Raw genomic sequence first — 13,185 nt, 5'->3', positions numbered from 1 at the left:
TCAGATTGGCCGCCGACAAAAGAAACCGAAGAGTAGGGCTTGTGCGGCCACTTCGGCGTCGGCAAGATCGGCCCCCTGTGACACGGCCGGAAGGGGAAGCACGTTGGGCAGGAGGGCCGGGAACGGTGGCGGGGGCGAGCTGCGCGCCGGGGTGTTCGGGACGTTCGACGCCGTCGTCATGGCCGTCGGGGGGTGCGGGCCCGCGTACACCCTCGCGGCGACGATCCCCGTACTGGTCGCCACCGTCGGCCTCGCCGGCCCGGCCGTGCTGCTGTACTGCGCGCTGCCGACCATCGGGATCGCGCTGGCCTTCCGCCACCTCGGACGCCTCGACGTCAACGCCGGGGCCAGTTACGCGTGGGTGGCGCGGGCGCTGCACCCCTTCCTCGGGTTCCTGAGCGGCTGGGCCCTCGTCGTCTCCGCGACCGTGTTCCTCGTCGCCGCCACCCGGCCCGCCGGCAGTGCCGTGCTCGCCCTGGCCGGCGCCGGCAGCGCCGGCCGGGCCGGCCTGACGACGGCGGTGGGCGCGGGGCTGTTCGTCCTCATGGCGGGCGTGGTGGCACTCGGGGCGCGGATCGGCCCGTACGCACGGCGGATCATCACGGGCACCCAGCTCGCGCTGCTCCTGTCCTTCGCGGTCGCGGCCCTCGCCACGGACGGCCACAAGACGCAGTTCTCGCTCTCCTGGTTCGGCTTCGGGCACTTCGACGCCGCGCACGGATTCGTCGCCGGGGCGCTGGTCGCCGGGGTGATGTACGCGGGCTGGGACGTGGAGAGCAACCTCAACGAGGAGACGCGCGGCGGCCGTCGGGGCTTCGGGCTGGGCGGGCTGATCGGGGTGGTGGTGTCGTTCGTGGTGTTCACGCTGTTCACCGTCGCCACCGTCCGGCTGATCGGCGTGGACGCGGTGCGCAGGAACCCCGACGGGTTCCTGTCCGAGCTGGGCGAGGCCGTATGGCCCGGCTGGGGCGGGCGGCTGCTGGTGCTGGCGGTCGTGCTGTCGACCGTGGCCACGCTGGAGACGGCCCTGCTGCAGGCGACGCGGACGCTCTTCGCGATGGGCCGCGACGGCACCGTGCCGTCCGTGTTCGGACGGATCCACCGGGAGTGGGGCACGCCGGCCGTGGCCACCGGGTGGATGGCGGGCGTGGCGCTGCTGATGGTGGCGGTCGCCGCCACGGCCGGTTCGGGCGCGCAGTTCGTGCGCGACGCGGTGAGCGGGATCGGGCTGCACATCGCCTTCTACTACGCGCTGGCGGGCCTGTCGGCGGTGGTGGCGTACCGCAAGGTGCTGTTCCGGTCGGCCGGGAACCTGCTCTTCGTCGGGCTGTGGCCGCTGGCCGGGGCGCTGTTCATGGGCTGGGTCTTCGTGGTGTCGCTGCCCGAGCTGACGGGCAGCGCGCTGGCCGTCGGGCTGGGGGCGCTGGCGCTGGGGCTGGTGCCGATGTTCGCGGCGTGGCTGCGCGGCCTGCCGTACTTCAGCCCCCGGCCGCTGGACCCCGGGCAGCCCGCCGTCGGCGGCGAGCTGCACGCGGCCGCCCATGCGGGGCGCCGGCGGGACGGCGTCCTGAGCGACTTCTGACGCACGCACGCACCGGCCCGGCCCGGCCCCAGGCCCCTATCGAGGAGTACGCATGTCAGCGTGGCTGCGCCGTCGGCGGTCCGGTGCCCCGGACTACGATCCGGCGTTCGGTGACCGGGCCCTGGAAGAGGGCTGCCAGGACATGGCGATGGGCCGCTGGGAGGGCGCCCGGGACCTGCTCGCGGGGCATCCGCGCGACGACTGGGACCGGCGTGCGCACCGCATCCGGCTGCTGGCGGACGCGGCGGCGGACCGGCACACGGTGGACGTGTGGCACGCGTCGGACCCCTCGGACCCGGACGCGGCGGTGCTGCGCGCGGAGACCGAGGTGATGCGGATGTTCGCGGTGGCGCGCGGCGGGACGCTGCCGGCGCGCGGGGCGCTGGACCGGACCTCGGACCTGTGCCTGCGGGCGGCGGGGCTGGCTCCGCGGGACCCGCATCCGTACGTGTCGCTGGTGGCGCTGGCCCGGCTGTACGAGGGCGGCGACCCGAACCTGGGGCACTGGTGGAAGGAGCTGCGGGCCCGGGACCCGTTCCACCGCGAGGGCCACCACCAGGCGCTGCGGTACCTGTCGGCGCGGTGGCACGGCTCGCACGGGGAGGCGTACAACTTCGCGTGGGACACGGCCGTATACGCCCCGGTCGGCTCTCCGCTGGCGGTGCTTCCGCAGGTGGCGCGGGCGGAGCAGTTCCGGTACGCGCAGGCGGAGCAGGGGCGTTCGGCGATCGGACTGGCCACGCACTGGAGCGGCGGGCGGGCGCAGTGGGACCTGCGGGAGGCCCTGGAGAAGTGGATCGGCGGCCGGACTGCGGTGTACGCGCAGGACGTGGCGGACCTGAACCACCTGGCGCACGGTCTGGTGCAGGCGGGGATGGAAGGTGAGGCGGGGCCGGTGTTCGCGTTGCTGGAGAACCGGGCGACGCGGGTGCCGTGGTCGTACACGGGGGATGCGGAGGGGTCGTTCATCCGCTGGCGGGACCGGGTCCTGGGGTCCTGAGCAGGGGTTTGAGGTCGCGGGTCCAGGCGTCGCGGACGGTGGGCCAGTCGGGGGCGCAGCCACGGGTGCGGGCGGCGAGGCCGGGGTGGCGTTCGGGGGCGGCGCCGTACAGCAGGCAGAGGTGGGCGGCGGCGCGTTCGGCGGGCGGGGCGTGTTCGTCGGGTCCGGGGCCGGGCGGTGGTGCGAGGCCGTAGGCCTCGGCGGCGGCGAGCAGGGCACGTTCGCCCTGCGGGCCTTCGCGGATGAGCATGAACGCGGCGAAGGCGTCGGCGGTGTCCTCCTCGGCTCGGTCGGAGGCCACGGGCAGGCCGAGGGCCTCGACGAGGGCGTGGCCGGCTTCGTGGTAGACGGTTTCGGCGGCGACGTCGGCGGCGGCCGCGTCGTCGCCGAGGAGCTCCCGGTCCTCGGCGAGGTCGTCGTAGCAGAGCTCGATGCGGCGGGCGGCCGGGTCGTAGCCGGCGCCCTCGCCGGAGCAGGAGCGGGCGAGGACGGTGACGCGCTCCGGAAGGTCGATGTAGGCGTTGAGGGCTTCGACGGCGCGTTCGGCCGGTCCGCGGGCGTGGAGGAGGGCGGCGTGGTCCTCGTCGGCGGGGTCGGGGGTCTCGTAGCGGAGGGTGAATCCGCGCTGCGGCGGCGCCTTCGGGGGGGCGGACAGGGACACGGACACGGGCGTGACCGCAAACGCGACCACGACCGCGACCGCTAGCGCGAGGAGGGCGGCGCAGAGGGCCGGGACCTTCCACCGTGGGGTCATGGGTCCAGGGTAGGCACCGCCCGGGGCGCGCCGGGGCGTACATATATGCACGCGGATGTCCGCCGGACCCCCAACTCCCTCTGAAATAGCTCAGATTCCTCGCGCTCCGGACTGTCCCGCAGGACACTTGGCGCACGTTTCCGGAGCTCTCCGAGGAGGATGCCGATGCGGGACAGCCATCGTGTCGAGGCCGAACGGGTGCTGGCCCGGGCCGTCGAGGAGGAGGTCCGGCGGGCGGGCGCGGGGGATGCCGAGGCCTTGCTCGCGCGCGGGCGGGAGGCGCTGGACGGGATCGCGGCGGCCGCCGCCGAGGAGTACGCGGCGTACGTGGCGGCGCTGGACGAGGCGGCCGCCGGGGAGCAGTCCCTCGGGGAGGCCTTCCGGCGCGGCAACACCGGGGCCTCGCTGTTCGTGACGGGGGTCGCCGCGGCCGCGGCCGTCGGGGCGGACCTGGCGTTCGGGGTGGACGCGGGGACGGCGTTCAGCGCGGGCATCGTCGTGGGCGTCGCGGGGGCGGCGGCGACGGTGGCCAAGGTGACGGCCCTGCACGTGCCCGCGGCGAACCGGCGGGCCGGGGCGGCCGGCCGGCCGGGCGGCGCGGAGCAGCTGCGGCTGCAGTGGCTGACGGCGCTGGAGGTGCGCGGGATCCGCCCCTTCCTGGAGCAGGAGCGGGCGGTGGCGGCGGCGGGCTCCTCGCAGGGCCGGGGCCCGGTGCGCGGACGCGTCGCGAACGGGGTGGCGGTCGGCCCGGGCGGCGGCGGTGCGGCGCCGCTGCGCGGGGGCGACCGCAGCGCGGAGGCGCGCCGGCGCAGCATGCTGGAGCAGTCGTTCGGGCAGCTCCCGGACGCGGACGCGCTGTTCACGGGCCGGCGCGCGGAGCTGACCCGGATCGCGCAGTGGGTGTCGGCCGCGCGGGCCAGTACGGAGACCCGGCCGGTGGTGGTCGTGCTGCACGGCGAGCCGGGGGTGGGGCGTACGGCGCTGGCGCTGCGGGCGGCGCACGCGCTGCGGGACCAGTTCCGCGGGGCGTGCGTGGTGGACCTGCGGGGCGGGGCCACGGGTGCGGGCGAGGCCCCGCTGTCGACGCGGGAGGCGCTGCTGCACCTGCTGAACCGGCTGGGGGCGCCGCGCGAGCAGCTGCTGTTCCGCGAGGGGGCGTCGGCCCAGTCGCAGGTGCGCCGGCTGACCGAGCTGTACCACCAGCACCTGCAGGGCTTCCCGGTGACGGTGGTGCTGGACGACACGGTGGACGCGGGTCAGGTACGGGCGCTGGTGCCGGAGCGGACGGAGAGCCTGGTGCTGGTCACGGCCCGGGAGCCGCTGGAGCTGCCCGCGGACCTGGGGGCGTGGGTGCACCAGCTGCCGGTGGTCCGCCTCGCGCGGGAGGAGGCGGCGGAGGTGCTGCGCGCCGGGGCCCGGGCGGCGGGCGAGGCGGCACCGGAGGGTGCGGCGCTGGAGGGGCTGCTGGAGCTGGGGGCGGGACTGCCGCTGGCGCTGCGGGTGCTGGCCCCGCTGGGCTCGGCGCGGGCCTCGGACGGCGGCGGGGGCGGGGGGCTGGAGCACGCCCTGGAGCTGGCCTACGCACGGCTGCCGGAGGAGCGGCGGCAGCTGCTGCGGCGCCTGACGCTGGCGGGGCGGGCCTCGCTGGGGGCGGCCGCGGCGGCGGCGCTGGCGGGCGCGGACCGGGTGGAGGCCGGGCGGCTGCTGGGCGAGCTGGCGCGGGCGGGCCTGCTGGACCTCGTACGCGGGGAGCGGTACCGGATGCACGACGCGGTGCGCTCGTACGCGGCGGCGCGGCTGGCGGCGGACGAGGACCGGGCGCGGGCGGCGGCCGCGCAGGAGCGCCTGGTGCGGGACTACGCGCAGCTGGCCGACTCGGTGATCCGGATGGTCGACGGGAAGATGTCGACGCGGGCGAACCACTTCGGGGGGCACGGCTTCGCCTCGCTGGACGCGGCGCTGCGCTGGCTGGACGAGGAGTCGAGCTTCATCACGGCGGCGCTGCGGCATGCGGAGGGGGTGGACCAGCAGGCGGTGCTGGACCTGCTGGGGGCGCTGTGCGACTTCTGCCTGCTGCGCGGGGACCTGTACCGGCTGGGCGAGATCAACGAGCTGACGCGGGCGGTGGACCAGGGGCGGCTGAACCGTTCGGTGCAGTGGCGCACGGGCATCGCGGCCCGGCAGCTGGGCGAGCTGGACAAGTCGCGCACGACGCTGACGTCGCTGGTGGACCAGTACCGGGAGGCGCGGCAGGAGGCGGGCGCGGGGATGGCGCTGGTGTCGCTGGGGATCACGCTGCACCACCAGGGCAACCTGCCGGAGGCGGCGGCCCGGATCCGGGAGGCGCTGGTGCTGCAGGAGCCGGAGGAGCTGGCGGGCGACCGGGCGTGGGCGCTGCACGCGCTGGGTGCGGTGGAGCGGGACCGGGGGCGGCTCGGTGAGGCGGTGGCGCTGCTGGAGCGGTCGCTGGAGCTGCACCGGGAGAGCGAGAGCGTGCACGGTGAGGCGTGGGCGCACTTCCAGCTGGGGCAGGTGTACCTGCGGACGGGTCAGGTGGCGCGGGCGGAGGAGGAGCTGCGGCTGGCGCTGGGCCTGTACGGGCGGACGCGGGACGACCGGGGCGAGGCGTGGGCGCTGACGCAGCTGGGGCGGGCCCGGGTGGTGGACGGTGATCCGGAGGCGGCGCTGGAACGGCTGCGGGACGCGCTGGCGCGGCACCGGCTGGCGGAGGACGCGCGGGGCGAGGCCTGGACGCTGTACTACCTGGGGCAGGCGCTGGAGGAGGACGGCGAGCGGGACCGGGCGGTGCGGGAGCTGGAGCGGGCCCGGACGATGTTCTCGCGGATGCGGGACGTGTACGGGCTGGCGCACGCCCGCTACCACTCGGGGCGGGTGACGCGGGACCAGCGGGCGGCGCAGACGGGGAACCTGCGCAACTCCGGATTCGCGCGGCAGCTGCTGGTGGACGCGCGGGCGGACTTCCGGCGGATCGGGCTGGCGCACGGTGAGGGGTGGACCTGCGTGGAGCTGGCGGTGGTCGACGCGGGGAACGGGCGGGTGCCGCAGGCGGTCGGGCTGTGCGAGGACGCGGTGCGGCTGTTCGTGTCGTACGGGGACCGGCGCGGGGAGGACTGGGCGCGGTTCCTGCGCTGCACGATGCTGCCGTACGCGGGCGCGGGCGATTCGGCGCTGGAGGAGGCGCGGGCGGAGCTGGCCCGGCTGGCGGCGGCTCCGCATCCGCTGCGGGACGGCCGGCTGGAGGACTGCCTGGAGACGTACGGGGTGGTGCTGGCGCGCGGGGTGGACCCGGCGGAGGGCTGGCAGGCGTGGCGGCTGGGCCTGGTCCCGAACCTGCGGGCGCGGGAGGTGATGGGCGTACCGATGCGCGGCGCGGCGTAGCGGCGCGCGCGGGAGCGCCGTCCCGCCCGGGGGTCTGCCGGGCGGGGCGGCGCTCGGTGCGCCGTGTCGCGGGGTCCTACGCCTTGGGGGCGTCGGCCGCCGGGGTGGCGGCGGCCGGCGCGGGGGCTTCCTCGAAGTCGACGCGGCCCATGTGCTTGCTCATCGACTTCATCAGGCCCCACACGCCGATGGCGAGTGCCGCGAACACGACGAACCCGAGGAGGCCCGGGGTCACCTTGTTCTTGTCGAAGGTGTCGGCGGCCAGCGGAAGGAACTGGGTGATTGCTGCCTGCGTAGCGCTCATGGCTAAGCATTCTCCCGGATGCCCGCGAAGAGGTCGGACTCGGGGAGGGAGGTGTCGACGAACGACTTCGCGAGCTCGTACTCCTCGGTGGGCCAGACCTCCTTCTGGACCTCCATGGGGACGCGGAACCAGCCGCCGTCCGGGTCGATCTGCGTGGCGTGCGCGATGAGGGCCTTGTCGCGGATCTCGAAGAAGTCGGAGCAGGGCACGTGGGTGGTCAGGGTCCGCTCCTTGCGCTCGAACTCCTTCCAGCGCTCCAGCCACTCGCCGTAGGGGGATTCCAGGCCGCGGGAGAGGAGGGCCTCGTGGAGGGCGATGGTGCGCGGCTTGTTGAAGCCCTGGTTGTAGTAGAGCTTCTGCGGCTGGTACGGGGCGCCGTACTCGGCCTCGGGGAACTTGTCGGTGTCGGCCGCGCCGTCGAAGGCCACCATCGTGATCTTGTGGGTCATGATGTGGTCGGGGTGCGGGTAGCCGCCGTTCTCGTCGTAGGTGGTGATGACCTGCGGCTTGAAGGCGCGGATCTTCTTCACCAGCTCGCCGGCGGCCTCCTCCACGTCCGCCAGGGCGAAGCAGCCCTCGGGGAGCGGGGGCAGCGGGTCGCCCTCGGGCAGGCCCGAGTCGACGTAGCCGAGCCATTCCTGGTCGATGCCGAGGATCTCGCGGGCCTCGTCCATCTCCTTGGCGCGCACCTCGTGGATGTTCTCCTCGATGTACTTGTCGCCCTGGAGCTTGGGGTTCAGCACGGAGCCGCGCTCGCCGCCGGTGCAGGTGACCACGAGCACCGGCACCCCCTCGGACACGTACTTGGCCATCGTGGCCGCGCCCTTGCTCGACTCGTCGTCGGGGTGGGCGTGGACGGCCATCAGTCGAAGCTGCTCGGTCAAGACAGGATCCTCTGTGATTCGGCGCGACGGTCAACCTCTATATTGACCGAATCGGGGGTTGGAAAATTCCTGGGTGCCCCACCCCTCCCCGACGAGAGGAATCGATCATGAGCGCGGTGCGCGAAGGCCTCCCCGAGGGCCGGTACGGCCGGTCGGCGGACGAGCGCGCGGACCGGAAGCTGAAGATCGTCGGATCGGTCCTCGGGGTCGGGCTGCTGGCCGTGGTCGGCTGGATCGGCTGGGACTACGTCGGCGGGCAGAGCGTCAGCGCCGAGGTGATCAAGTTCCAGATCGTCTCCGACAGCGAGGTCAAGGTACACCTGGAGGTCCGCAAGGAGGCCTCGGTCACCGGCGTGTGCACCCTCAGCTCCCAGGACGAGCAGCACGGCGAGGTGGGCCGTGCGGACTTCACGTTCGGGCAGGACGCGAAGCGGGTGGACGAGATGGTCACCCTGAAGACCACGGGCCGCGCCACGATGGTGGAACTGATCGGCTGCCAGCCGACGAGCACCAAGGGCTGACACCCGCGAGCCCGGCCCGCGGAGGGCCCCGGCGGCGGAATCCGGCCCGCAGGGCCCGGCGCGCCGTCTTTGATCATGGCGGCAACCCCCGCCTAGCATGGACATGCCACTCCCCCGCGCCCTGTCCAGCCCGACGGAAGACATCCATGCGCCTCCAGCGGATATCCGCCGCGATCGCGGCCCTCGCCGCGCTCACCACCCTCGCCACCGCCTGCGAGGACCCCGCCAAGCCGGGCAGCCCGGCCGCGGCGAGCCCCGCCCCGAGCGCCCCGGCCACCGCCGCCGCCACGGCCTCCGCGTCCCCATCGGCCCCGGCCGCCGCCGGCGCCGCACCGGCCACGCTCGCCGAGGCGCAGGCGTACGTACAGAAGTACACCTCCTGCGAGGACCTGAGCAGCGACCCGAACGACAGCCGGGTGAACCTCAACGGGTTCACCCCCGCCGGTAGCTCGGGCATCACCGCCCGCGGCGTCTGCTCGGACGAGAAGGAGCGGGGCGAGATCGTCATCTCCATGGTCTCGGACATGAAGGCCCACCAGCAGGCCGAGAAGGACCACATCACGAAGCGGCTCGACGAGGGCTACTGGGACGCAGGCCTCTACGACCCGGTCTTCTACGGCAAGAACTTCATGGCCTTCCCGCGGAAGACCGGGACCGCCCTGGCCCTCGCCAAGTCGGACCTGCGCGTGCTGGTCTGCAACCCGGACTTCACCGTGCCGGAGGGCTACAAGAAGGAGAAGGCCCTGGTCGACGGCTGCGTCCTGACCGACTTCGTCAACACCCGGGACGGCAAGGGCAGCCCCGTCAAGGGCCCGGCCCTGCCGAGCGCGGGCAGCATCGAGGAGCTCCGCAGGCTCGTCAGCCCGAAGACGGTCGACTGCACGGAGATGCTGGTCACCAACGAGCACATCGCGTCCATCGACTACCAGCCGGTCGTCGGCCGCGACGTCCAGGGCGCGGGCGTCAAGCAGCGGGCGGTCTGCGGGAAGCTCGGCGGAACGACGCGCGCGCACAACCTGAACTGGCTGGACCTCGTCGCCGACATGAAGGCCCTCCAGACCCTGTCCAAGGAGTCGCAGCTCGCCGAGGTGGGGCAGCAGCGCAGCCTCACCAAGAGCAAGCTGCTGGTCGGCACGAACATCGCCGTGGAGAGCAACAACAAGACCATCCGCCAGGGGCTCTACAAGCTGGGCTTCCTGCGCCTGGACTGCGAGCCCGCCTTCAGCGCGCCGGCCGGGTCCCGGATCGAGAAGGCCCAGGTCGACGACTGCGTCCTGACCGACTTCGAGCGCCCGGGGAGCTGACAGCTGACAGACGGCCGCCCGGGGCGCGCACGGCGCGCCCGGGGCGGGGTATCGACTGGGGTGTCACGCCAACCGCGCACCAGCAGCCCCAGGAGCCGACATGTCACTGTTCATCCCGGATTTCGACGACTCCGTCGTCGTCCGCGCCGCCGACGCGGAGCAGATCGACTACGGGCCGGACTCCTCCCTGCGGCTGCTGGCCGACAGCTCCACGGGCGGCGGCTTCCTGTCCACCATGCGCGTGAGCCTCAAGGCGGGCTCCGACGGCGCCCGCCCGCACCACCACGGCCGGTCCGCCGAGATGTTCTACATGATCGACGGGACGGCCCAGCTGCTGGCCGGCGACAAGGTGGTCACCGCCGAGGCCGGCGACCTGGTCATCGTGCCGCCGGGCCAGCAGCACGCCTTCGCCGCCGCGCCCGGGGAGAGCGCCGAGATGCTGGTGGTCATCACCCCGGGGGTGGAGCGGTTCGAGTACTTCCGCCACCTGGAGCGCATCAGGTACGGGAAGGTGCCGCCGGAGAGCCTGCTGGAGGTCCAGGACCTGTACGACACGTACTTCGGGACCAGCACCGTCTGGGAGGGCGCCCGCACCCCCCGGAGCCAATGACACACTTCATACACATGGTGTCCTCCCCCTTTTCTTCCCGAATTGTTAGGCTCGTGGTTTCGCCCGCCGCTGGCGGCTTTGTAGTCCCCTGTACCGACGAGGAGCACCCGTGACCCAGACGAGCGAGAGCGTCACCTGGCTGACCCAGGCGGCGTACGACCAGCTGAAGGCCGAGCTGGACTACCTCTCTGGTCCCGCCCGCACGGAGATCGCCATGAAGATCGCGGCTGCCCGCGAGGAGGGCGACCTGCGCGAGAACGGCGGTTACCACGCGGCCAAGGAGGAGCAGGGCAAGCAGGAGCTGCGCGTGCGCCAGCTCACCCAGCTCCTGGAGAACGCCAAGGTCGGCACGGCCCCCGCCGCGAGCGGCGAGGTCGCGCCGGGCACCCTCGTCACGATCGCCTTCGACGGCGACGAGGACGACACGCTGGAGTTCCTGCTGGCCTCCCGCGAGTACGCGTCCGACGACTTCGAGACCTACTCGCCGCAGTCCCCGCTGGGCTCGGGCGTGAACGGCAAGAAGGTCGGCGAGGACGCCCAGTACGAGCTCCCGAACGGCAAGAAGGCCACGGTCAGGATCCTGGCCGTCAAGCCCTTCAACGGCTGATCACCCCCGTACGCACACGAACGCGCGAGCCCCGCCGGACCCGGTCCGGCGGGGCTCGCGCACGTTCCGGCGCCCCCGCCGGCTCAGGCGGTCGCCGAGCGGTACTTGCGGGCCTTCCGCCGCCCGCGTCAGTCCATGACCCGGTAGCCCGCCGCGTGCAGGGAGCGGGCGACCTCCGCGCAGTGCTCGGGCCCCTTCGTCTCCAACTGCAGCTCCACCTCGACCTCGGTCAGCCCGAGCCGCGGGTCCGTGCGCACGTGGCTGACGTCCAGCACGTTGGCGTCCACCGTCGACAGCACCGCCAGCAGCCCGGCGAGGGCCCCCGGCCGGTCCGCGACCCGCAGCCGCAGCGACAGGTAGCGGCCCGCCGCCGCCATGCCGTGCCGCAGGATCCGCTGGAGCAGCAGCGGGTCGACGTTGCCGCCCGACAGGACGGCCACCACCGGGCCGTTGCCGTACAGTTCCGGCTCGCTCAGCAGGGCGGCCACCGTGCTGCAGCCGGCCGGCTCCACGACCAGCTTGGCCCGCTCCAGGCAGAGCAGCAGGGCGCTGGACAGGGCGTCCTCGGACACGGTCCGCACGTCGTCCAGCAGCTCCCCGATGATCGCGAAGGGGACGTCGCCGGGACGGCCGACCTTGATGCCGTCCGCCATCGTGTTCGGGTTCTCGATCGACACCGGGTGCCCGACCCGCAGCGAGGGCGGGTACGCGGCGGCGCCCGCCGCCTGCACGCCGATCACCTTCACGTCCGGGCGCACCGCCTTGACCGCGACCGCGACGCCGGCGGCGAGCCCGCCGCCGCCGATCCCGACGAGGATGGTGCGCACCTCGGGGCACTGCTCCAGGACCTCCAGGCCGACCGTGCCCTGGCCGGCGATGATGTCGCGGTGGTCGAAGGGGTGGATGAACACCGCCCCGGTGCGGTCGGCGTACTCCTGGGCGGCGGCGAGGGTCTCGTCGACGACCTGGCCGTGCAGGCGCACCTCGGCGCCGTACTCCTGGGTGGCGGCCACCTTCGGCAGCGGGGCGCCGACCGGCATGAACACGGTGGAGCGGACGCCGAGCAGGGCGGAGGCCAGCGCCACGCCCTGGGCGTGGTTGCCGGCGCTGGCGGCCACGACCCCGGCGGCGCGCTGTTCGGGGCGCAGGCCCGCGATGCGCACGTACGCTCCGCGCAGCTTGAAGGAGCCGGTGCGCTGGAGGTTCTCGCACTTGAAGTGGACGGGGGAGCCCGTGAGGGCCGACAGGTGCCGGCTGCCCTCCATCGGCGTCACCCGGGACACGCCCGACAGCATCTTCTGGGCTCCCCGGACGTCGTCGAGGATGACCTGCGGAACGGGCACGGGCACGCGGTAGTTCATGCGGCCAGTCTCGCAGCCCGCGCGGGCCCCGGCGCAGGGACGGACGGGGCCCCGGCAGGGGCGGGGCGCGCGGGCCGGGTGGCGACGGCGCGCGGGCCGGGCGGCGACGGCGCGCGGGCCGGGTGGCGACGGCGTGCGTGTCTCCGGAGCCGCGAAGAGGGTCACAAGGGGCGTATTAGGGGCACACAGGCGGTGAAATCTCGCCATGCGGGACACTCCTCCGGCGCTCGCCGCGCCCGGCCGTATCAGTTGTCAAACGCGGCGTACGAGCCGCCGCACGGCCGCGTACTCTGTCCCCCATCCCTGTCGGCCCCATGCGAAGAGAGCCCACGGCCATGCCCTCGATCCCGGCCAGTTCCGACCTGCCCACGGCGGCCGAAGCGCCCGCCGGAGCCGGACTCCTCGACGCGCTCCAGCACCAGGTGGCCGTCTTCGCCCGCCGGGCCGAGCAGACCCGCCTGGGCGGTGTCGGCCAGGCCCGCAACTCGATGGACCGGGCCGCCTACCTGCTGCTGAACCGGCTGGATCTGGAAGGCCCGATGGGTGTGAAGGCCCTCGCGGGCGGGATGGGCATCGACTCGTCCACCGTGACCCGCCAGGTCGCCCCGCTCGTCGACAGCGGCCTGGTCAAGCGGACCTCGCACCCCGAGGACGGCCGGGCCGTGGTGCTCGCGCTGTCCCCGCGCGGGCTGGCCCGCCTGGAGGAGGTCCGCTCCTCGCGGCGGGAGCTGATGGCCCGGGTGACGGAGGGCTGGGCGGAGGACGAGCGCGAGGTGTTCACCGCGCTGCTGACCCGTTTCAACGGCTCCCTGTCGGAGCTGATGTCCGCCGTCTCCGAGGGCGGCCCGGCCTCCTGATC

The 13,185-nt window shown here is 74.0% G+C and carries 12 protein-coding genes; 8 read left to right on the top strand and 4 right to left on the bottom strand.

Annotation, left to right across the window (positions count from 1 at the left end; genetic code table 11):
• Positions 1–103: 103 nt before the first annotated feature.
• Both ACQKM2_RS18970 and ACQKM2_RS18965 read left to right on the top strand, forming a co-directional pair.
• Entirely contained in the window at positions 104–1,582 is a 1,479-nt protein-coding gene (locus ACQKM2_RS18970; protein ID WP_427711063.1) for an APC family permease, read from the top strand.
• A 52-nt stretch (positions 1,583–1,634) separates the two neighbouring features.
• Positions 1,635–2,582 carry a hypothetical protein gene (locus ACQKM2_RS18965; RefSeq protein ID WP_427711061.1) on the top strand — a complete coding sequence of 316 codons (948 nt, stop codon included), beginning with the start codon at positions 1,635–1,637 and terminating at the stop codon, positions 2,580–2,582.
• Here ACQKM2_RS18965 and ACQKM2_RS18960 read toward each other — a convergent pair.
• Positions 2,548–3,336 (bottom strand): DUF4344 domain-containing metallopeptidase, encoded by a 789-nt coding sequence (locus tag ACQKM2_RS18960; RefSeq protein WP_427711059.1) that lies wholly within the window; start codon positions 3,334–3,336, stop codon positions 2,548–2,550. The two genes, ACQKM2_RS18965 and ACQKM2_RS18960, sit on opposite strands and share 35 nt — an antisense overlap.
• Before the next feature lie 165 nt (positions 3,337–3,501).
• Between ACQKM2_RS18960 and ACQKM2_RS18955 the strand changes: the two genes are divergently transcribed.
• A complete protein-coding gene (locus tag ACQKM2_RS18955) occupies positions 3,502–6,735 on the top strand; it encodes a tetratricopeptide repeat protein (protein WP_427711057.1) in 3,234 nt (1,077 codons plus the stop codon).
• A 76-nt stretch (positions 6,736–6,811) separates the two neighbouring features.
• Here the strand turns inward: ACQKM2_RS18955 and ACQKM2_RS18950 are convergent, their stop codons facing one another.
• On the bottom strand, positions 6,812–7,039 hold the full coding sequence (locus ACQKM2_RS18950; RefSeq protein ID WP_427711056.1) for a hypothetical protein: 228 nt from the start codon (positions 7,037–7,039) through the stop codon (positions 6,812–6,814).
• 2 nt (positions 7,040–7,041) lie between these two features.
• Positions 7,042–7,923, bottom strand: coding sequence for a mycothiol conjugate amidase Mca (gene mca, locus ACQKM2_RS18945; protein ID WP_427711054.1), 882 nt, complete (start codon positions 7,921–7,923; stop codon positions 7,042–7,044).
• Positions 7,924–8,030: 107 nt separating this feature from the next.
• Between mca and ACQKM2_RS18940 the strand changes: the two genes are divergently transcribed.
• The 4 genes from ACQKM2_RS18940 (at position 8,031) to greA (ending at position 10,965) form a co-directional block, all read left to right on the top strand.
• The gene (locus ACQKM2_RS18940; RefSeq protein WP_427711053.1) at positions 8,031–8,444 is read left to right on the top strand and encodes a DUF4307 domain-containing protein; all 414 of its coding nucleotides are present in this window, start codon (positions 8,031–8,033) and stop codon (positions 8,442–8,444) included.
• 146 nt (positions 8,445–8,590) lie between these two features.
• Positions 8,591–9,748 carry a hypothetical protein gene (locus ACQKM2_RS18935; protein WP_427711051.1) on the top strand — a complete coding sequence of 386 codons (1,158 nt, stop codon included), beginning with the start codon at positions 8,591–8,593 and terminating at the stop codon, positions 9,746–9,748.
• A gap of 100 nt (positions 9,749–9,848) precedes the next feature.
• The gene (locus ACQKM2_RS18930; RefSeq protein ID WP_427711049.1) at positions 9,849–10,358 is read left to right on the top strand and encodes a cupin domain-containing protein; all 510 of its coding nucleotides are present in this window, start codon (positions 9,849–9,851) and stop codon (positions 10,356–10,358) included.
• A gap of 109 nt (positions 10,359–10,467) precedes the next feature.
• A complete protein-coding gene (gene greA, locus ACQKM2_RS18925) occupies positions 10,468–10,965 on the top strand; it encodes a transcription elongation factor GreA (protein ID WP_427711048.1) in 498 nt (165 codons plus the stop codon).
• A gap of 128 nt (positions 10,966–11,093) precedes the next feature.
• Here greA and ilvA read toward each other — a convergent pair whose 3' ends face one another.
• Positions 11,094–12,326 (bottom strand): threonine ammonia-lyase, encoded by a 1,233-nt coding sequence (gene ilvA / locus ACQKM2_RS18920; RefSeq protein ID WP_427711046.1) that lies wholly within the window; start codon positions 12,324–12,326, stop codon positions 11,094–11,096.
• Between the two features lie 335 nt (positions 12,327–12,661).
• On the opposite strand from ilvA, the gene ACQKM2_RS18915 reads away from it, so the two are divergent.
• Positions 12,662–13,183: a MarR family winged helix-turn-helix transcriptional regulator gene (locus ACQKM2_RS18915; RefSeq protein ID WP_427711044.1), complete on the top strand. Its 522-nt coding sequence runs from the start codon at positions 12,662–12,664 to the stop codon at positions 13,181–13,183.
• Positions 13,184–13,185 lie beyond the last annotated feature (2 nt).

This window comes from Streptomyces sp. NPDC004126 (assembly GCF_050275515.1).
Taxonomy (GTDB): Bacteria; Actinomycetota; Actinomycetes; order Streptomycetales; family Streptomycetaceae; genus Streptomyces.
The sequence above is the reverse complement of the archived record's forward strand: the minus strand, read 5'-3'. Positions and strand labels throughout refer to the sequence as shown.